Raw genomic sequence first — 17,404 nt, forward strand, 5'->3', positions numbered from 1 at the left:
CAATGTTTTTTAATAAATTCATTTTATTTGAAACAAAAAGTTCAAAAAGACGTATGTTTTTTGTGGAGGGGAGAATAATGGAAATAAAACGATTATCAGATCAAATGATAAGTGAAAGTTTCGCCAAACATGCCCAAGACGTATATGTCTTGCCAGCTTCAGAAGTATTTTACATCTATTTTCGCTATGGCAAAAAACGAACATTCTGGAAGGAAGTATCTTCGGCAGATGGACAGCAATTGATTTCAAGATTTAAGTATTTGGGACAAATGGATATCGGAGAAAAAAGAAAAGCTCAATTAGGTGCATTGACCTATTCTTTAGAAAAACAGAAGGTTCGGTTACGACTGTCTTCTGTAGGAGATTACCTTCAACGAGAAAGCTTAGTGATTCGGCTATTATACGGTATTTCTGAAACACTTCATCGTTGCTTTAGTTCTCGAGATTTTGCAACTATTTTGCAGAAAACCGCTAGACGTGGATTATACCTATTCAGCGGACCAGTCGGGTCAGGAAAGACGTCATTGATGTATCGGTTGGCTTTGAAAGAAAAACGACAAGTAATCACCATCGAAGATCCTGTAGAGATCGAAGAACCATTCTTTCTGCAATTGCAGATCAATCCCAAAATAGCACAGACTTATGACACACTTTTGAAGCTCGCATTACGGCATCGCCCTGATTTGTTGATCATTGGCGAGATAAGAGATGAATCAACTGCACATGCTGCGGTAAGAGCTGCACTAACGGGACATCGGGTATTCGCAACCGTACATGCACGCAATCTTGAAGGTACATTGATCAGAATCCATGAACTAACAAAGAAAAAAGAAGAGCTATCTGAATGTTTAGCTGGAGTCATTTATCAAGAACTTTTGGAAGATGCCGATCACCATCCTTCTGTCTTGTGGAGTTATCAATTTATGGAGGAAGAACCAGTAAAAAAATCATGGGAGGAAAGCTATGAAGAAGCTCAGAAAAAAACTTGGCAGTCAGAACTATTCTAAAGGATTGACAAGAAGCCAGCAAAATCAGTTTGCACAAACCATGGGAGAGCTGCTTTTAACTGGTTTTAGTTTGCAAGAATCCCTTTATTTATTACTCACGATCCGTTCGTTCCAGCCTGCTATTTTGGCAAACATCCAACATCAGCTAAAGGAAGGACAACCGTTTAGTGAAGTACTTTCGCAAACAGGGTATGGAGCAGAACAACTGGTACAGATTGAATTAGCTGAACTCCACGGGAATCTGCCGGCAACTTTGTTGGAAATTGCCAAACAGTTTCGTCTGGTCGAAGGATTTCGCAATGATTTGAAAAAGGTGCTTGCCTATCCGATGCTATTGCTCACCTTTTTGCTAGGTATCTTATTTAGTATGCGTTTGATCGTTTTGCCTCAGCTTATTGGTTCAGGGATGGTTATGGAAGAGCATTGGGGGATTCAGCTGATACAAGTCTTTCACTGGTACGTTCTACTATTTATTCTAGTGGTTACTTTATTGACTTTTCTAGTAAGGTATCGGCTGATGAAATTGTCTCCTATTGATCGGAGTGAATGGATAAGCAGACAATTGGTGATTGGGCCGATATATTCTTTGTATCAATCTGCTTATTTGTCGCTAGAGATTGGCAAACTTTTTCATGAAGGTTTCGAATTAAGGCAAATCATCGTTTGCTTGAAGGAGACGAAACAAGAAAGTCTCCTTCAACACCTTGCTTCCAAGATGATACAAGGATTGGAGTCAGGTATACCATTAGCTGATCAGTTCCAGAATTACCGTTTTCTATCTGAAGAATTCAGCAAGATTATTTTACAGGGAGAGGCAAAGGGAAATTTAGGGAAAGAGCTGATATTTTACAGCGAATGGACAAGAAAACAGCTTTTCAAACGACTTCAGCACTGGCTGCATTTTATTCAGCCAATTGTTTTTTTAGGCGTAGCAGTTTTGATTTTACTGGTTTATGCTGCTGTTTTATTACCTGTTTATGGAAGTATCGAGGAGGTCTTGCCATGAAAAAGAAAAGAACACCTTATTATAGCGGTTTTACATTAATCGAAATGCTGATCGTTTTACTAATCATCAGTGTACTAGTATTGTTGTTCGTCCCAAATTTGTCACGTTATAGGAATCATGTAGACCAAGAAAGTCGTGAAGCAATCATTCAGTTGGTAGACACACAAAAAGAGCTCTACGCGCTTCAAAACAATGGAAGAATCCCTACCGTGGAGGAATTATTGAATGAAGGCTATATCAAACGAGAACATGCAGACATCTACCAGCGACCTTGAAGGTAAAACATTAGCATCAGGATATACGTTGGTTGAGTCACTCTTACTGATTTTATTGCTTACAACAATCCTTTCTTTTCCAGTTCTCGCATTTTCTGAATGGAAGAAAGAATTGACAGTCTATCAATTTTTCAGCCAGTTTGAAAAACGAATCTATACCACTCAAAAAATCGCTATTGTGAACCAAATCCAAACAGGTTTTTATTGGAATAATGACGAAAATCAGATCATTTTTCGTATGTCGCAACCCGATGAAGCAAGCTGGAAAGTATTAGATATTCCTGATGAGATTACCTTGAAACGCCATGCTTCCATCACTTTTGCTGCTGGAACTGGAAATGAAAGTTCACTAAAAGCGTATCAATTTTATTGGGAAGAAAAAGGGCAAACGATTACGTATCAATTCCAGATGGGGAGTGGACGCTATACAAAAAGAATTGAATAGAAAAGGGTTTATTTTATTAGAGTCCCTTACAGCGCTGATGATTGCTTCCGTCTGTGTATACTTAGTGAGTTTTGGTCAGCTTTTTTTACTTCAGGCAGAAAAGAACAGCGGGGAGGAAATGCTACTTATTCGAATGGTTTACGAAGATACCAAAACACAGCGGATATATCACAAAAGGCCAGAGCGAAGTGAAGAAATGATTATGTACGATATCCAAATTGTCGAAAATAATGGAGTAATCGAAAAAGTGCTTGTCAATATGGAGAAAGAAGCGATCAATATTGAAAAAACAAGAAATCCCGGCATTTACGCTGATTGAATGTCTGATTGGACTGATGATAGTAAGCAGTATATTGCTGTCATTCAATCTTTTGATCCAGCAAACCATCCAAGTAAGTGAATTTCTGCAGCGTAAAGATCAAAAAGAGTGGCTGATATTTTTAGCACAATTAGAAGAGGAACTTAACAGCAGTCACAAGGTTTCCGTGAAAAATCAGCAATTGTATTACACTGTAGAGGATAAACAGTACATCATCGAAACATATCAGACGATGATACGTAAAAGAAGAACTTCCGGCGGGCATCAACCTATGTTAACAAGTATCACTGAGCTTCAATTATTGGAAAAAGAACACACAATTTCTTTTTATGTACACTTTGAAAATGGAGAAGATGGATATGCCATATGGACAAAAAACGATCAATAGAAAATGTTGTAAGGGCTCTATTTTATTTTCTGTGTTGCTTTTATTTCTTTTATGTACGTTTTTATTGACGGCAGCATTAGAAAGCTATCGTTTGTCAATGGATCTGAATATACGAATAAAAAATTATTATATAGCAAAAATAATGAAACAGATGGCTCTATCGGAACAGTCTATACTTGCTGAGAAGTCGGAAGGGATTTTTTACTACACAACTGGATCTGTAACATATCAATGGGTACAACAGTCTCTATTCTCGGAGGTAGAAGTCTCGCCGTTTATCTTTCAATTCATAGAAGAAGTAAAAAATGATACAGATACTGGTACAGAATGAGGGGTTGTTCGTGAAAGCGCCCTCTTTTCTGTTATAACACTGTTTTTAATAAAAAAATGTTTGCCATTTCACAAATAAAAAACAGTGAAAACGATTGAAATTTTGTCAATTGTTCGATAGAATTAAACAGGTGAAAAAATTGTTATAATATATCTAGAAATGAGGTGCACCATGTTACCAGAAAAAATGGAACAAGGGTTCAATCAGAACCTGGAAGCTATTCAGCTTTTACAGAATGCATTGGGAACTTCCTTTTTAGAAGCCTATGTCGAAAATGCAGAAAATCTAATAGATGATTATCAAGTACGTGTGGTGGATGGAGTGCCGACAAAAGAGACAGCACAACGGATCACAGCTCTTTATGAAGAGTTGAAAAAACTTTCTTTCGAGCCAGAAGAATGGCGCAGATTGTCTCAATTGCTTTTATTGAAGGGCAACCAGACAGAACATCTGCAGGCGAACCATCAACTCACTCCTGATAGTATCGGTTTTTTATTTGTTTTTCTTATTGAACAACTATACACAAATAAAAAGGAACCAGTTAAGATTCTGGATATTGCGGCAGGAATGGGCAACTTGTTATTAACAGTTCTTTTAAACCTATCGAATGCGGGGTATCAAACAGAAGGATTTGGTGTGGATATTGATGATACATTGTTGGCTGTGGCAGCTTCTACAAGTGATTTGACACAAGCAAATGTTCAATACTTCCATCAAGACGGGTTGCAGGATTTATTAATCGATCCTGTCGATTTTGCAATCAGCGATTTGCCGATCGGTTATTATCCGAATGACGAAAAAGCAAAAGAATTTTTAACAAGTACCGAAGAAGGCCACAGTTATGCACATCATTTATTGCTGGAGCAATCGATGAAATACGTGAAGCCGGATGGTTTTGGTTTGTTTTTGATGCCAAGCGGTTTTTTAGAAACGGATCAAAGCGAAGAAATCAAAAAATGGTTTAAAGAAGAAGGCTATCTTCAAGGAATGATTCAATTGCCAGATGAGTTGTTCCGCAACAAACAATCACAAAAAAGTATTTTGATCTTACAGAAAAAAGGACCACAAGCAAAACAAGTAAAAGAAGTGTTGCTTGTGAAACTTGCTTCACTAAAAGAACCAGAGAAGGTGACGGAATTTTTCAACGAGTTTAAAAACTGGAAATCATCTGCTCTGTAATCATTCAACGAGAAGGAGAGTCATATGTCTAAAACAATTGCAATCAATGCTGGGAGTTCAAGTTTGAAGTGGCAATTATATCAAATGCCAGAAGAAACCGTAGTTGCGAAAGGGATCGTCGAACGTATCGGTTTACAAGATTCTATTTTTACAATCAAGTACGGCGATAGTCAAAAATTCGAACAAATCATGGATATCGAAAACCACGAAGTAGCAGTAAAAATGCTGTTAGATCAGTTGATTGAACTGCAAATTTTAAGTTCTTATGATGAAATCACCGGTGTAGGGCATCGTGTTGTTCACGGAGGAGAAACTTATGGGGATTCAGTAGTGATCGATGAGGGAGTAATGGACCGCATTGCTGAATTAGCAGAATTTGCTCCTTTGCATAACCCTGCTAACCTGATGGGAATCAAAGCCTTTAAAAAGATTTTACCTGACATTTTGAGCGTAGCTGTATTCGATACATCTTTTCACTCAACAATGCCAAAGCAAAATTATTTATACAGCTTGCCAGTGTCTTATTACGAAGATTTCAAAGTAAGAAAATATGGCTTTCATGGCACAAGCCATCGTTATGTATCGGAACGTGCAGCAAAATTATTGAACAAACCGATTGAAGAACTAAAAATCATTACTTGCCACTTAGGAAACGGAGTATCAATCACAGCTGTAAATGGTGGTAAATCCATGGATACTTCTATGGGATTCACGCCATTAGCTGGTGTGACAATGGGTACGCGTTCAGGTGATATCGATCCAGCTGTTCTTCCATACTTAATGGAAAAATTAGAGATTGATATTGATGAAATGATCAATGTTTTGAATAAGAAATCTGGTTTGCTAGGCCTAACAGGATTGTCTAGCGATATGCGTGATCTTGAAAAAAACTATGAAAAAGAACACATTCGTTTAGCTTATGATATCTTCGTGGATCGCATCCGAAAATATATCGGCGGATACGTGACAACGATGAATGGTGTCGATGCAATCGTCTTTACTGCTGGTATCGGCGAAAATGACGGACATGTGCGCAACGAAATCATTAAAGGTATGTCTTGGTTTGGCTGTGAAATCGATCCAGCGTTGAATGAATTGCATGGTGAAGAAGTAGATATCTCTACAAAAGAATCAAAAGTAAGAGTATTAGTGATTCCAACAGATGAAGAACTAATGATTGCCCGTGACGTGGAGCGTTTACGCGGCTAAAAATACACGCGTGTTTTCTTTAGAAAATGGATATTTTATATCCGTTTTCTAAGAGGACATGCTTTTTTATTTTTTACACAGAAGGATCTGAATATAAAGAAGTGAGTGAATCCAAGTATTTTTTGAATCGTGAGAAGAAAGACGCTCAATAAGCGACTTTATTTTTTGAAGAACAAAAAAAGCTGTGTCCAGACAAGTGATCTTCAAAAGTTTTACTTTTGAGATCCCCTCTGAAACACAGCTTTTCATCAATTAGTCTTTTTTAGGAGGCAATTGGTTTTCTAAATCAGTTCGAACAACAAGCACATCGCAAGCCGCGTTTCTAATAACATATTCAGAAACAGAACCAATAAATAAACGTTCTACAGCATTCAATCCTGTAGCTCCTAACATAATCAAGTCTACTTGATTATCTTCTGGGATTTCTTTCGCAATAATTTGTTTTGGTGAGCCATATTCTACGACAGAGGTTACATTATTCAAGCCCGCTTTCTTCGCGTTGCTTTCATAATCTGCCAATGTTTGCTTTGCCATTTCAGTAGCTTGTTCTGCCAACATTCCATCAAAAGATGAAACGGTTTGGAAAGAACGTGTGTCAATGACATGTGCTAATAGAAGTTCTCCGTTATTTCGGATAGCTACATTGACCGCCTTTTTAAAAGCTAATTCAGCTTCATCAGAACCATCTACGGCAACCATGATTTTTTTGTATTGTTGTAACATAAGCATTCACTCCTCAAGTCAATCGTGTTGTACTCTTTTATTGTAGAACACTTTGTGGAAAAAGAGAATTATTTACTGCTTTGGTTCAGCAATTTTTTTTGCAAAGCGGATACTGAAGGTGGCAGAAACGAGAATCACGATCAATAAAAAGATCAAAGCGATAAAGCGTTGATTGAAAAAAGCGGCTAAAATACCCATAACGCCTAAAACAGCATACGCAGCTCCATAAAATTGTAGGAATCCTTGATTTTTGTCATTTTTCTTGATCAATACAAAAAAGATATCCTGTTTATTAAATAAATAATAGCTAACGAATAATAATAGTAAAGTGGCGATAATCATCAAAATCCTAATCATGAACAAATCCTCCAAAATAAGCAACAAATAGAAAAAGCAATTTGCCAAGAGCAAATTGCTTTATTCTTTAAAAGATGGTAATCTCCGTTAATGCCGTTATTTGTCCTGTAGTATTGATCCCGCGAATTCAAGCAGGTGGGTCCCATGGTCGTAGCTTCGAACTACCAAATGATAAGGCATGTTACCAGCAGTGACACAAGACGGGTCCCAAGATATCAATAAAAATGTTCGGTCAACACACAAAGAGGACAATTCGAACATCACAGATTTCCCATCTCTATAGTAGCATAGGAATTTAAAAAGAGCAATGAGAGAGCTCGCAGAAATAGAACCGTTTTCTTGTTTAATTTTTTGGGGGATGTTTTTTCCACTCTTTTATGCGGTAATACTGTTGACCTAGCGCCTGTTCATATTTTCCTGTATCCTTTGGCTGGTAATATTGAGCATTTTTTAACCTATCTGGTAAATATTGCTGATTGACCCAAGCATGATCGAAATGATGAGGATACTGATAACCCACACCGCGGTTGAGGGATTTCGCACCTTTGTAATGGCTATCTCTCAAATGGTCGGGAACATCACCAGCTTTGCCCTCTCGAATATCAGCAAGTGCTGCATCTAATGCCATATAGGCAGAATTGGATTTTGGCGACAAGCAAAGATCAACAACGACATCTGCTAGCGGGATACGTGCCTCAGGTAACCCTAATCGTTCAGCAGCTAATACAGCGTTTACTGTACGCGCAGCAGCAGCAGGATTGCCTAAACCTATATCTTCATAACCGATAACCATCAGACGACGACAAATACTTGCCAGATCACCTGCTTCAACTAGACGGGCGAGATAATGAAGGGCAGCATTCACATCACTTCCGCGAATCGATTTTTGAAAAGCCGAAATAACGTCATAATGAGCATCTCCATTTTTGTCATGGGTAAGAGCTTTTCTTTGGACACATTCTTCGATAATCGACAGAGTAAGATGAATCTTTCCTTCTTTATCTGGAGGAGTCGATCGTGCAGCCAGTTCCAATCCATTCAAAGCACTCCGCAAATCGCCATTCGTTGCACGCGAAAGGTGAAGAAGAGCCTCTTCATCTAACTGGATTGCTTGTTGACCAAGACCGCGTTCCTTATCCTTTAAGGCGTGTTTCACTGCCAACTGGATGTCTTGCTCTGTTAACGGCTTGACTTCAAAGATCTGTGTGCGGCTGCGGATTGCTGGATTGATAGTAATATAAGGATTTTCAGTAGTCGCTCCGATCAAGATGATTCGGCCACTTTCTAAATGAGGAAGCAGAAAATCCTGTTTTGTTTTATCTAATCGGTGTACTTCATCCAATAAGAGGATCACTGTACCACTCATTTTTGCTTCTTCCGCTACAACTTGTAGATCCTTTTTTGAATCTGTAGCAGCGTTCAGCATGCGAAATGCATAATTAGTAGAACCGGCAATCGCACTTGCGATACTCGTTTTTCCAGTACCAGGAGGCCCATATAAAATCATGGAAGAGAGCATGCGAGCATCGACCATGCGGCGTATGATTTTTCCTTCACCGACTAGATGCTGCTGACCAACGACTTCATCGATCGTTCGAGGTCGCATGCGATAAGCCAATGGCTGTTGCATAGGATTTTCCTCCTTCTTGTTTTTACGTTCCTTAATTATAACATATTTAGTAATATAGCTAGAAAGAACAGCCTTCTGTTGTTTTGTTTTCATAGCTTATCCAACTAATATTGTGTATGATAAAGTAGGTGAGAAAAATGACGGATAAACAAAAGATAGATGAATTTTTTTGGAATAAAACGACGCCGGAAGTAGCGCGGGATTTATTGGGGATGTATTTGGAGCATGACACACCAGAAGGAAGATTAGCTGGATATATTGTAGACGCGGAAGCATACTTAGGTCCAGAAGACGAGGCCGCCCATAGCTATGGTTTAAGAAGAACACCACGTGTGCGGGCAATGTATGAAAAACCAGGTACGATCTACCTTTACACGATGCATACTCATCGGATTTTGAACATCATCACTCAGCCAGAAGGGATTCCTCAGGGAGTAATGATACGTGCAATCGAACCAGCTGCAATGATTGAACAAATGAGTAAAAATCGTGGTGGAAAAACTGGTCCGGATATCAGCAACGGTCCTGGAAAATTAGTGGAAGCATTAGCAATTCCTCAAGAACTCTATGGACAATCTATAGCAGATAGTTCGTTACGTTTAGTTTTTGAGAAAAAGAAGATACCAAAAAAAATCGATGCTTTGCCTAGGATCGGTATCCCGAACAAAGGTAAATGGACAGAACAGCCGTTGCGCTTTGTTGTGTCTGGCAATCCATATATCTCTTTACAAAGAAAAAACCAAATCGAGGAAGATTGGGGTTGGAGGAAAGAAAATGAAAAAGAAGGATCTATTAACATACTTAGACGAAATAATCGAAAAACAAGTGACGGACTATGATGTGGCTTTAGATTGGGATACAAAAAACCATACGATCGAGATCGTTGTTCGTTTGTTTGCGGAAAATAAAGCACAATTTGAGATTGATGATGCAGAAGGGATCGTTTCGCAAGAACCAATTATCGAATTTGAAGATGGCGTACTCCTTTTTAATCCTCAGAAATCTGTTTTTGATGAACAAAATTATCTAGCAGTAATCCCCTATGAAGGAAAAAAAGGGTTGGCAAAATCAGTAGCTGATTCTTTAGTGGAATATTTGAATGAAGTATTAGCACAAGGGCAAAGTGATTTGCTTGATTTTTTAGATGAAGATGATGACGAAGCTGTATTCGAACTCCATTGGGATAATCAGAAACTAGCAGAGTTAGTAGAAGCAAAACAGCAAAATGACACAGATACTTATTTACCGTACCCAAGTTATTAAGGAGTGACAGACATGAAATGGAATGAAGTAAAAGTAGAAACCGAAAGTGAAGCAGTCGAAGCGGTCGCTAACATTTTGATGGAGGCAGGAGCGACTGGTGTTGCGATTGAAGACTCTTTAGATGTTGAACATTTTCAATCGGATCAATATGGTGAAATTTTAGATAAAAATGATTTTACATCGTTGAAAGAAGGCGCGCTAGTCATGGCTTATTTTCCAGAAACGACTTTTTTACCGGAAATCTTGCCTTTTATCAAAGATCGTATCACGCAATTGCCTGAGTTTGGTCTAGCGATTGGAAAAAACAAAGTAACTGTTAGCGAAGTAGAGGAAAGCAATTGGGCAACAGCATGGAAGAAATATTATCATCCGGTGCGTATTACGCGAATGCTGACGGTTGCGCCAAGCTGGGAAAATTATCAGACAGAAGATCCTCTAGAAAAAATCATCACATTAGATCCAGGTATGGCGTTTGGTACAGGCACCCATCCGACGACTTCCTTAACATTGACAGCACTAGAAACAGTATTGCGTGGTGGCGAAACATTGCTGGATGTTGGAACCGGGTCGGGTGTGCTAAGTATTGCAGCAAAATATCTTGGTGCAACAGATGTCTATGCCTTTGATTTAGACGAAGTAGCCGTTCGTTCAGCGAAAGAAAATATGGATATGAATGAAGTAGCCAAAGATGTCCACGTATCGGCTAATGATCTTTTGAAAGGAATCGAGATTGAAAGTGATGTAATCGTTGCGAACATTTTAGCAGATATCATCTTATTGATGATCCCGGATGCTTGGCGTTTACTAAAACAAACTGGGACATTGATCGTTTCAGGAATCATTGAAGAGAAGAAGCAAATGGTTCTAGATGCTATGATAGAACAAGGATTCATCGTGGATCAAATTTTCCAACAAAAAGACTGGTATGCAATTATTTTGAAAAAACCAGAGGTGGAATAGATGCAGCGATATTTTTTGAAAGAATCGTATGAACCAAAAGACCATTTTATTTTAAAAGGGGAAACCTATCATCACATTGTACGGGTTATGAGAATGGAACCGAAAGATGAAGTTTTTTTGGCATTCAATGATCAGATAGCCGTTGTTGCAGAAATCACAAAAATTACCGAAGATGCTGTTTATCTGAAAGAAATTAAAAAAGAAGAAAACCAAAAGGAACTGCCAAGTTCGATAACCATAGCAAGCGGCTATCCTAAAGGAGAAAAGTTGGATTGGATCATTCAGAAATCCACTGAATTAGGCGCACAAGCTTTTCTTGGGTTTCCGGCATCAGCCTCTGTGGTTAAATGGGATGCAAAGAAACGCATGAAGCGACAACAAAGGCTTGAAAAGATTGCTCAAGAGGCAGCGGAACAATCCCATCGGCAAATCGTGCCCTCAGTAGAGTTACTGGAAACGAAACGTGACTTATTTGAACGGCTAGATGATTATGATGTGGTCTTGGTTGCTTATGAGGAATCAGCAAAGCAAGGCGAAAAATCAAATGTAGCCAAAATTCTTAGTGAAACAAAACCGGGCAGTCGAATCTTAGCTGTCTTTGGACCAGAAGGCGGCTTATCCCACGAGGAAATCGATTATTTCGTAGAACACAAAGGGATACTATGTGGATTAGGACCAAGAATCCTTCGTACAGAAACAGCACCTCTTTATTTATTAAGTGCTGCTAGCTATCAATGGGAGTTAATGGATCCCTCTCATAGCTAACATTTTTCATCAATAAAAGAGTATCGACGGAAAGAATTGAAAAAATAGGGAACAATTTGTATAATAGAAACAATTATTTGTACAATGAATACGAAAAATTGTTTGAAAAAGCTTTTTAAAAGCGAACATTTCCGTAAAAAAATGTATAACTTCACGGATTTTGGGGCAACTATCAAACAGATATTTGTCCCGATTCCTGTTTTACCGAAAAAGAAAGGGGGATCGATTCCTGTGCCAAAAGAAGAAATTTTAACGGGTCCCGGTGTCATAAAGCTCGTTAGTCAATATATGGGGCCCGAACATGTAGCATTTGTTGAGAAAGCATGCGAATATGCGACTGCTGCACATGACGGACAGTTTAGAAAATCAGGAGAACCCTACATTATCCATCCTATCCAAGTCGCAGGTATATTAGCAGATTTAAAAATGGACCCCCACACAGTGGCTACTGGCTTCTTGCATGATGTTGTTGAAGATACAGAAGTCACCTTAGAAGATCTGAGAGAAGAATTTGGCGATGATGTCGCTATGTTAGTAGACGGAGTAACCAAATTAGGGAAAATAAAATACAAATCCCACGAAGAGCAGCTAGCAGAAAATCATCGAAAGATGCTGCTGGCAATGGCTCAAGATTTACGCGTTATCATGGTCAAATTAGCTGATAGACTACATAACATGCGTACGTTGAAACATCTGCGAGAAGATAAGCAAAGAAGGATTGCTCAAGAAACTTTAGAAATCTATGCACCTCTTGCACATCGTTTAGGGATCAGCCGAATCAAATGGGAATTAGAAGATACAGCACTTCGTTATCTTAATCCAAAACAGTATTACCGTATCGTTCATTTGATGCAGACGAAGCGAGAAGAACGTGAAAAATACGTGAATGGTACTGTTGAGGATATTCGAGTAGCAACAGAAGAGCTGGGGATTTTTGCAGAGATCTATGGACGGCCAAAACATATTTATTCGATCTATCGTAAAATGAAAGATCAGAAAAAGCAGTTCAACGAAATCTATGACTTGCTAGCTATTCGAGTAATCGTAGATTCAATCAAGGATTGTTATGCTGTATTAGGTGCGATCCACACAAAATGGAAACCAATGCCTGGCAGATTCAAGGACTATATTGCCATGCCAAAAGCTAATATGTACCAATCTTTGCATACTACAGTGATTGGTCCGGCAGGAAATCCAGTAGAAATCCAAATCCGTACACAGGAAATGCATGAAATCGCTGAATTCGGGGTGGCTGCGCACTGGGCGTATAAAGAAGGAAAAAATGAAAAAGTAGAACCAGATGGTATGACGAAACAATTAAGCTGGTTCCATGAGATACTTGAACTCCAAGATGAAAGCTATGATGCCTCTGAATTTATGGAAGGTGTAAAAGGAGATATCTTTAGTGATAAAGTCTATGTCTTCACGCCAAAAGGAGACGTTACTGAGCTGCCAAAAGGATCTGGACCACTGGACTTTGCATACAGTATCCATACAGATATCGGTAATAAAACCACTGGTGCAAAAGTAAATGGCAAAATGGTGCAACTTGATTACAAATTAAAAAACGGGGATATCATTGAAATCATGACTTCTCCAAATTCATTTGGTCCAAGTCGTGACTGGTTGAAATTGGTTGCAACTAGCAAAGCAAGAAATAAGATCAAGCGTTTCTTCAAAGCACAAGATCGGGAAGAAAATGTAATCAAAGGTCACGAGTCTGTGGTCAAGTGTATTACAGATTTAGGGTTTACACCTAAGGATATTTTGACAAAAAACAAACTTCAAGAAGCACTTGATCGTTTTAACTATCAATCAGAAGATGATTTATATGCAGCTGTAGGATATGGGGAAGTCAGTCCTTTGACGATGGCCAATCGTCTGACAGAAAAAGAACGGAAAGAACAAAAAATCGAGCAGCAAAAGCAAGAAGCAGAAGAAATCATGAATCAGCCGAAAAAAGAACCTGAGAAAATGAAAGTACGTCATGAAGGTGGCGTTGTCATTCAAGGGGTAGAAAACTTACTGATTCGTATCAGCCGATGCTGTAATCCGATTCCTGGTGATGATATCGTTGGCTACATCACTAAAGGCAGAGGGATATCCATCCATCGTCGAGATTGTCCGAATGTTCAGCCTGATAAACCAAATGTAGCAGAACGTTTGATTGAAGTCGAATGGGAAGATACATCGAATACACGAAAAGAGTATGATGCAGACTTGGAAATCTACGGCTATAACCGTTCAGGCTTATTGAATGATGTACTTCAAACAGTCAATGCGCTGACGAAAAATCTCAACAGCGTCGAAGCTCGGACGAATAAAGATAAAATGGCGACAATCCATTTGACGGTTGGTATCCAGAATTTGTCCCACCTAAAAAGTATCGTGGATAAAATCAAAGCAGTACCTGATGTCTACAGTGTACGCCGGACGAATGGATAGGAGGGCCAGATATGAGAGCAGTCATTCAACGGGTGAGTCAAGCGGCAGTGTCAGTTGATCAGCAAGAGATTGGAAAAATTGGCTGTGGCCTACTCGTTTTATTAGGTATCCATGAAACAGATACGCCAAAAGATGTGGAATATCTAGTAAAAAAAATCGCACAAATGCGTATTTTTGAAGATGATCAAGGAAAAATGAATATTAGTGTAGAAGACGTAGGAGGACAAATTTTAAGTGTCTCTCAATTCACACTATTTGCGGATACGAAAAAAGGAAATCGACCAAGTTTTGTGGAAGCCGCACGACCAGAAATAGCTATTCCTTTATACGAATCGTTCAATGAAGGAATCAGAAGTCGCGGCATCACAGTCGCTACTGGTCAATTTGGAGCAGATATGTCGATTTCTCTCGTCAATGATGGACCTGTAACGATTATTGTTGATTCTAAAAACAAATAAAGTCAGTTGGTTTTCATCAATAAGAAATATAAAACAAGTCGCTTAAGTTAGACTGAAAAACTCTAACTTAAGCGACTTGTTTCTCGCCTACAAAAAGCGCTTCTTTTGTCAGCAGTCAGAAAAAAAGTTAAGCTTAAATTATACAAGTTATTTTTAGGAGGTTGCTGAAGATGAAAGAAGTACCAGTAGTAGATGTCAAAATCACGGATCTAAAAAGATTGTATCAAAAGGGATACAACATGTTGGAGGAGTTACGTCATGAAGCAGACGCTCCCGTTGTCAAAGCAAAGATTTTCAATAAAGAAGCTATTGTGATCTACGGATCGTCAGCGGCAAAAATATTTTATGACCCAAGAAATTTCAAACGAAAAGGTGCTATGCCAAAATTAGTGTTGAAGACACTTTTTGGTCAAGGCGGAGTACAGACTTTGGATGGAGCTGCCCATCATCATCGGAAAAATATTTTTATGGATCTGATGACCCCCGAAAGAATGGAAGATTATCATCGTATCTTAGATAAGAACCTGACGCAAGCACTTGAAACACAGCATGGTCAATTTGAATTATTTGATTTAAGCAAGATGGTTTTCTTTACATCGATTTGTGAGTGGGCAGGTATCAATTTATCTTTGCTTTCTAAGGATGAAGTCGAAAAATTAGCAGAATATCAAATCTCTATGATCAGCGGAACGTTTACTTCTCCGATTGATCACATAAAAGGTGTCGAAAATCGCAAGAAATCAGAGAAATGGGCGCAAAGCTTGATTGAGGAAGCTCGGCAAAATCCTGTGGCTGGAAAAGAAAATGTGGCATTGTATGCATTTGCCAATGCCACAGATCTAGACGGACAGCTTTTGCCTTTGGAAGTAGCAGCTGTTGAATTATTGAATATCATCCGTCCGACAGTTGCTTTGACTGTATGGGCGGCGTTGATGGGACACGCGCTTTTCAGCAGACCTGATTTGTTCCAACAATTGAAAAACGACTTTTCTACGTTGCAAGATCCGTTCATTCAAGAAATGAGACGCTATTATCCGTTCTTTCCGATGTTACCTGCGATTTCTCTGAAAGAAGTAGAAGTCGATGGTTATCGTATACCAGAAGATAGTTGGGTCATTCTAGATTTATATGGAACAGATCATGATGAACGAACGGTTGAAGCACCAGATTCCTTTATGATCAAACGATATTTAGGAAAAGCAAAAGATATTTCATATAAAGAAGAATATGAGATGATTGCACAAGGTGGAGGAGACTTTCGACAAATGCATCGCTGCGCAGGAGAATGGATCACTCTCCACAGCCTACGTGTGTTTTCCGATCAGCTAGTAAACAAGTTTGAATTCTCTGTACCTGAACAAGATTGGACGATCCCATTCAATCAGTTTCCGACTTATCCAAATAGCCGAGCGCTACTTTATAAGAATTAGATTAGCATAAACTTATCGAAAAAAGGAAGATCAGCACTGTTTGATCTTCCTTTTTTCATACTACTATAAGTGGATAAGGTCAATTGCTCAAAATCCGTGAAATGCTTCATCAATGGTTTGATAATCCTCATTGGATAAATGCAAATCTAAAGCTTGGACATTATCAGAGACTTGCTCTGGACGTTTAGCTCCGGGTATGACTACAGACACTCTTGGATTCTTTATATACCAGGCTAGAACAAGTTGTGCAGGGGTGGCTTGGTATCTTTTAGCAATGGGGCGAAGTATGTCGACAGCGGCTAAAATTTCTTTGAAACGTTCTCCTTGAAAATCCGGATTGCTTTTTCGAGGATCTCCTTCGCCGAATTGTTGTTCCTGACCACGTTCATATTTTCCTGTCAGTAAGCCGGAAGCAAGAGGAAAATAGGGGACAAAGCTGATTTTGTTTTTTTCAAGATAAGGAAATAATTCTTTTTCAGCCTCCCGATGGATCAAACTGTATTTATCTTCTACTACATCGACATATCCATCTGCATTCGCTTCTTTCAATTGTTCTAACGTGAAGTTCGATACACCAACTGCTCGGATTTTTCCTGCTTCTTTCAATTCATGCAATGCAGCAGCTGCTTCATTTTTTGGTGTGCTTTTATCCGGAAAGTGGATATAAAAAATGTCAATGTAATCAGTTTGCAGACGTTTCAGTGCGTCTTCCACCGATTGTTTGAGAAACTCGGGTGAATTGTCAAATGTTCGTCCTTTATTTGGTACATGAGCAGCTTTTGTAGCAATGACGATACGTGAACGATCATATTCTTTTTCCTTCAATACCTCACCGATCAGTTCTTCAGAACGGCCGTTTCCATAAGCATAGGCGGTATCGATCAAATTGATTCCGCTATTCAAAGCTGTACGAACCACTTGTTTTCCTGTCTCGTCTTCTAAACCGTCAAAAAGATTGTGTCCCCCAACGGCATTTGCTCCTAGTCCAAGCTGTTCTGCATAGACTTGTGAATGTCCGATTCTTATTTCTGCCATAGCTGATTCCTCCTTTTTTGTCTAGTCTAAAACAAAAGAACAAAAAGCTGAACTAAAACGTTTTCGTGAGGGAAAATAGTCAGATAACTCTTGACTTTGAGATTGGTTTTTAGTAGGTTATAAGTAATATCGAAATGTCAATGAAAGAGCGAGTAAGTTTTTGAAACTTTACAAGAGAG

At 38.9% G+C, this 17,404-nt stretch carries 20 protein-coding genes and 1 other RNA gene; 16 read left to right on the forward strand and 5 right to left on the reverse strand.

The features are described from left to right. The first annotated feature begins 77 nt into the window (after nucleotides 1-77). From comGA to ESP02_RS02360, 9 genes are all read left to right on the forward strand, one after another. Nucleotides 78-1,007: a competence type IV pilus ATPase ComGA gene (comGA, locus tag ESP02_RS02320; RefSeq protein ID WP_010732854.1), complete on the forward strand. Its 930-nt coding sequence runs from the start codon at nucleotides 78-80 to the stop codon at nucleotides 1,005-1,007. Next, entirely contained in the window at nucleotides 964-2,013 is a 1,050-nt protein-coding gene (gene comGB / locus ESP02_RS02325) for a competence type IV pilus assembly protein ComGB (RefSeq protein ID WP_002373039.1), read from the forward strand. Before comGA ends, comGB begins: the two co-directional genes overlap by 44 nt. Then, complete coding sequence (comGC, locus tag ESP02_RS02330; protein WP_002309938.1) at nucleotides 2,010-2,288, forward strand: competence type IV pilus major pilin ComGC; 279 nt, start codon at nucleotides 2,010-2,012, stop codon at nucleotides 2,286-2,288. Before comGB ends, comGC begins: the two co-directional genes overlap by 4 nt. Next, complete coding sequence (gene comGD / locus ESP02_RS02335) at nucleotides 2,263-2,733, forward strand: competence type IV pilus minor pilin ComGD (RefSeq protein WP_002373040.1); 471 nt, start codon at nucleotides 2,263-2,265, stop codon at nucleotides 2,731-2,733. Before comGC ends, comGD begins: the two co-directional genes overlap by 26 nt. Beyond that, nucleotides 2,705-3,052 carry a hypothetical protein gene (locus ESP02_RS02340; RefSeq protein WP_002315634.1) on the forward strand — a complete coding sequence of 116 codons (348 nt, stop codon included), beginning with the start codon at nucleotides 2,705-2,707 and terminating at the stop codon, nucleotides 3,050-3,052. The genes comGD and ESP02_RS02340 overlap by 29 nt, the downstream gene beginning before the upstream one ends. After that, complete coding sequence (gene comGF / locus ESP02_RS02345; RefSeq protein WP_025478365.1) at nucleotides 3,015-3,440, forward strand: competence type IV pilus minor pilin ComGF; 426 nt, start codon at nucleotides 3,015-3,017, stop codon at nucleotides 3,438-3,440. Before ESP02_RS02340 ends, comGF begins: the two co-directional genes overlap by 38 nt. After that, nucleotides 3,412-3,771, forward strand: a complete 360-nt coding sequence (gene comGG, locus ESP02_RS02350) for a competence type IV pilus minor pilin ComGG (RefSeq protein ID WP_025478367.1) — start codon at nucleotides 3,412-3,414, stop codon at nucleotides 3,769-3,771. The genes comGF and comGG overlap by 29 nt, the downstream gene beginning before the upstream one ends. 171 nt (nucleotides 3,772-3,942) lie before the next feature. Then, nucleotides 3,943-4,950 (forward strand): class I SAM-dependent methyltransferase, encoded by a 1,008-nt coding sequence (locus ESP02_RS02355; RefSeq protein WP_002291354.1) that lies wholly within the window; start codon nucleotides 3,943-3,945, stop codon nucleotides 4,948-4,950. Nucleotides 4,951-4,974: 24 nt separating this feature from the next. Then, complete coding sequence (locus ESP02_RS02360) at nucleotides 4,975-6,159, forward strand: acetate/propionate family kinase (RefSeq protein WP_002291355.1); 1,185 nt, start codon at nucleotides 4,975-4,977, stop codon at nucleotides 6,157-6,159. A 252-nt stretch (nucleotides 6,160-6,411) separates the two neighbouring features. On the opposite strand, the gene ESP02_RS02365 is transcribed toward ESP02_RS02360, so the two are convergent. The 4 genes from ESP02_RS02365 to ESP02_RS02380 all read right to left on the reverse strand — a co-directional run bounded on the left by ESP02_RS02365 (nucleotide 6,412) and on the right by ESP02_RS02380 (nucleotide 8,869). After that, nucleotides 6,412-6,882, reverse strand: coding sequence for a universal stress protein (locus tag ESP02_RS02365; protein ID WP_002335230.1), 471 nt, complete (start codon nucleotides 6,880-6,882; stop codon nucleotides 6,412-6,414). Nucleotides 6,883-6,954: 72 nt separating this feature from the next. Next, the gene (locus tag ESP02_RS02370; RefSeq protein ID WP_002291361.1) at nucleotides 6,955-7,239 is read right to left on the reverse strand and encodes a hypothetical protein; all 285 of its coding nucleotides are present in this window, start codon (nucleotides 7,237-7,239) and stop codon (nucleotides 6,955-6,957) included. Nucleotides 7,240-7,316: 77 nt separating this feature from the next. Further along, a non-coding RNA gene (gene ssrS / locus ESP02_RS02375) (6S RNA) lies at nucleotides 7,317-7,511 on the reverse strand. A 71-nt stretch (nucleotides 7,512-7,582) separates the two neighbouring features. Next, nucleotides 7,583-8,869, reverse strand: a complete 1,287-nt coding sequence (locus tag ESP02_RS02380) for a replication-associated recombination protein A (protein ID WP_038399117.1) — start codon at nucleotides 8,867-8,869, stop codon at nucleotides 7,583-7,585. A 137-nt stretch (nucleotides 8,870-9,006) separates the two neighbouring features. Between ESP02_RS02380 and ESP02_RS02385 the strand changes: the two genes are divergently transcribed. The 7 genes from ESP02_RS02385 to ESP02_RS02415 all read left to right on the forward strand — a co-directional run bounded on the left by ESP02_RS02385 (nucleotide 9,007) and on the right by ESP02_RS02415 (nucleotide 16,190). After that, a complete protein-coding gene (locus ESP02_RS02385) occupies nucleotides 9,007-9,708 on the forward strand; it encodes a DNA-3-methyladenine glycosylase (protein WP_002373052.1) in 702 nt (233 codons plus the stop codon). Beyond that, nucleotides 9,644-10,132 carry a DUF3013 family protein gene (locus tag ESP02_RS02390; protein ID WP_002373054.1) on the forward strand — a complete coding sequence of 163 codons (489 nt, stop codon included), beginning with the start codon at nucleotides 9,644-9,646 and terminating at the stop codon, nucleotides 10,130-10,132. The genes ESP02_RS02385 and ESP02_RS02390 overlap by 65 nt, the downstream gene beginning before the upstream one ends. 12 nt (nucleotides 10,133-10,144) lie before the next feature. Next, nucleotides 10,145-11,092, forward strand: a complete 948-nt coding sequence (gene prmA / locus ESP02_RS02395) for a 50S ribosomal protein L11 methyltransferase (protein ID WP_002373056.1) — start codon at nucleotides 10,145-10,147, stop codon at nucleotides 11,090-11,092. After that, complete coding sequence (locus tag ESP02_RS02400) at nucleotides 11,093-11,857, forward strand: 16S rRNA (uracil(1498)-N(3))-methyltransferase (protein ID WP_002373058.1); 765 nt, start codon at nucleotides 11,093-11,095, stop codon at nucleotides 11,855-11,857. A 231-nt stretch (nucleotides 11,858-12,088) separates the two neighbouring features. Next, the gene (locus ESP02_RS02405; protein ID WP_002315645.1) at nucleotides 12,089-14,302 is read left to right on the forward strand and encodes a bifunctional (p)ppGpp synthetase/guanosine-3',5'-bis(diphosphate) 3'-pyrophosphohydrolase; all 2,214 of its coding nucleotides are present in this window, start codon (nucleotides 12,089-12,091) and stop codon (nucleotides 14,300-14,302) included. A gap of 11 nt (nucleotides 14,303-14,313) precedes the next feature. Beyond that, nucleotides 14,314-14,760, forward strand: a complete 447-nt coding sequence (gene dtd, locus ESP02_RS02410) for a D-aminoacyl-tRNA deacylase (protein WP_002373059.1) — start codon at nucleotides 14,314-14,316, stop codon at nucleotides 14,758-14,760. Between the two features lie 170 nt (nucleotides 14,761-14,930). Next, nucleotides 14,931-16,190 carry a cytochrome P450 gene (locus tag ESP02_RS02415; RefSeq protein ID WP_002373062.1) on the forward strand — a complete coding sequence of 420 codons (1,260 nt, stop codon included), beginning with the start codon at nucleotides 14,931-14,933 and terminating at the stop codon, nucleotides 16,188-16,190. An 87-nt stretch (nucleotides 16,191-16,277) separates the two neighbouring features. On the opposite strand, the gene ESP02_RS02420 is transcribed toward ESP02_RS02415, so the two are convergent. After that, nucleotides 16,278-17,225: an aldo/keto reductase gene (locus ESP02_RS02420; RefSeq protein ID WP_002373064.1), complete on the reverse strand. Its 948-nt coding sequence runs from the start codon at nucleotides 17,223-17,225 to the stop codon at nucleotides 16,278-16,280. Between the last annotated feature and the right edge of the window lie 179 nt (nucleotides 17,226-17,404).

This window comes from Enterococcus sp. NBRC 3427 (genome assembly GCF_007996925.1).
In the GTDB taxonomy this organism is placed as follows: domain Bacteria; phylum Bacillota; class Bacilli; order Lactobacillales; family Enterococcaceae; genus Enterococcus_B; species Enterococcus_B lactis.

What these genes read in the sequence shown, in the direction of transcription:
- ESP02_RS02380 (WP_038399117.1), bottom strand. Translation starts at nt 8,869, where the DNA reads ATGCAACAGCCATTGGCTTATCGCATGCGACCTCGAACGATCGATGAA.
- ESP02_RS02400 (WP_002373058.1), top strand. Translation starts at nt 11,093, where the DNA reads ATGCAGCGATATTTTTTGAAAGAATCGTATGAACCAAAAGACCATTTT.
- ESP02_RS02355 (WP_002291354.1), top strand. Translation starts at nt 3,943, where the DNA reads ATGTTACCAGAAAAAATGGAACAAGGGTTCAATCAGAACCTGGAAGCT.
- dtd (WP_002373059.1), top strand. Translation starts at nt 14,314, where the DNA reads ATGAGAGCAGTCATTCAACGGGTGAGTCAAGCGGCAGTGTCAGTTGAT.
- comGA (WP_010732854.1), top strand. Translation starts at nt 78, where the DNA reads ATGGAAATAAAACGATTATCAGATCAAATGATAAGTGAAAGTTTCGCC.
- prmA (WP_002373056.1), top strand. Translation starts at nt 10,145, where the DNA reads ATGAAATGGAATGAAGTAAAAGTAGAAACCGAAAGTGAAGCAGTCGAA.
- ESP02_RS02390 (WP_002373054.1), top strand. Translation starts at nt 9,644, where the DNA reads ATGAAAAAGAAGGATCTATTAACATACTTAGACGAAATAATCGAAAAA.
- comGG (WP_025478367.1), top strand. Translation starts at nt 3,412, where the DNA reads ATGCCATATGGACAAAAAACGATCAATAGAAAATGTTGTAAGGGCTCT.
- ESP02_RS02370 (WP_002291361.1), bottom strand. Translation starts at nt 7,239, where the DNA reads ATGATTAGGATTTTGATGATTATCGCCACTTTACTATTATTATTCGTT.
- comGC (WP_002309938.1), top strand. Translation starts at nt 2,010, where the DNA reads ATGAAAAAGAAAAGAACACCTTATTATAGCGGTTTTACATTAATCGAA.
- ESP02_RS02420 (WP_002373064.1), bottom strand. Translation starts at nt 17,225, where the DNA reads ATGGCAGAAATAAGAATCGGACATTCACAAGTCTATGCAGAACAGCTT.
- ESP02_RS02360 (WP_002291355.1), top strand. Translation starts at nt 4,975, where the DNA reads ATGTCTAAAACAATTGCAATCAATGCTGGGAGTTCAAGTTTGAAGTGG.
- ESP02_RS02365 (WP_002335230.1), bottom strand. Translation starts at nt 6,882, where the DNA reads ATGTTACAACAATACAAAAAAATCATGGTTGCCGTAGATGGTTCTGAT.
- ESP02_RS02415 (WP_002373062.1), top strand. Translation starts at nt 14,931, where the DNA reads ATGAAAGAAGTACCAGTAGTAGATGTCAAAATCACGGATCTAAAAAGA.
- comGD (WP_002373040.1), top strand. Translation starts at nt 2,263, where the DNA reads ATGCAGACATCTACCAGCGACCTTGAAGGTAAAACATTAGCATCAGGA.
- comGB (WP_002373039.1), top strand. Translation starts at nt 964, where the DNA reads ATGAAGAAGCTCAGAAAAAAACTTGGCAGTCAGAACTATTCTAAAGGA.
- ESP02_RS02385 (WP_002373052.1), top strand. Translation starts at nt 9,007, where the DNA reads ATGACGGATAAACAAAAGATAGATGAATTTTTTTGGAATAAAACGACG.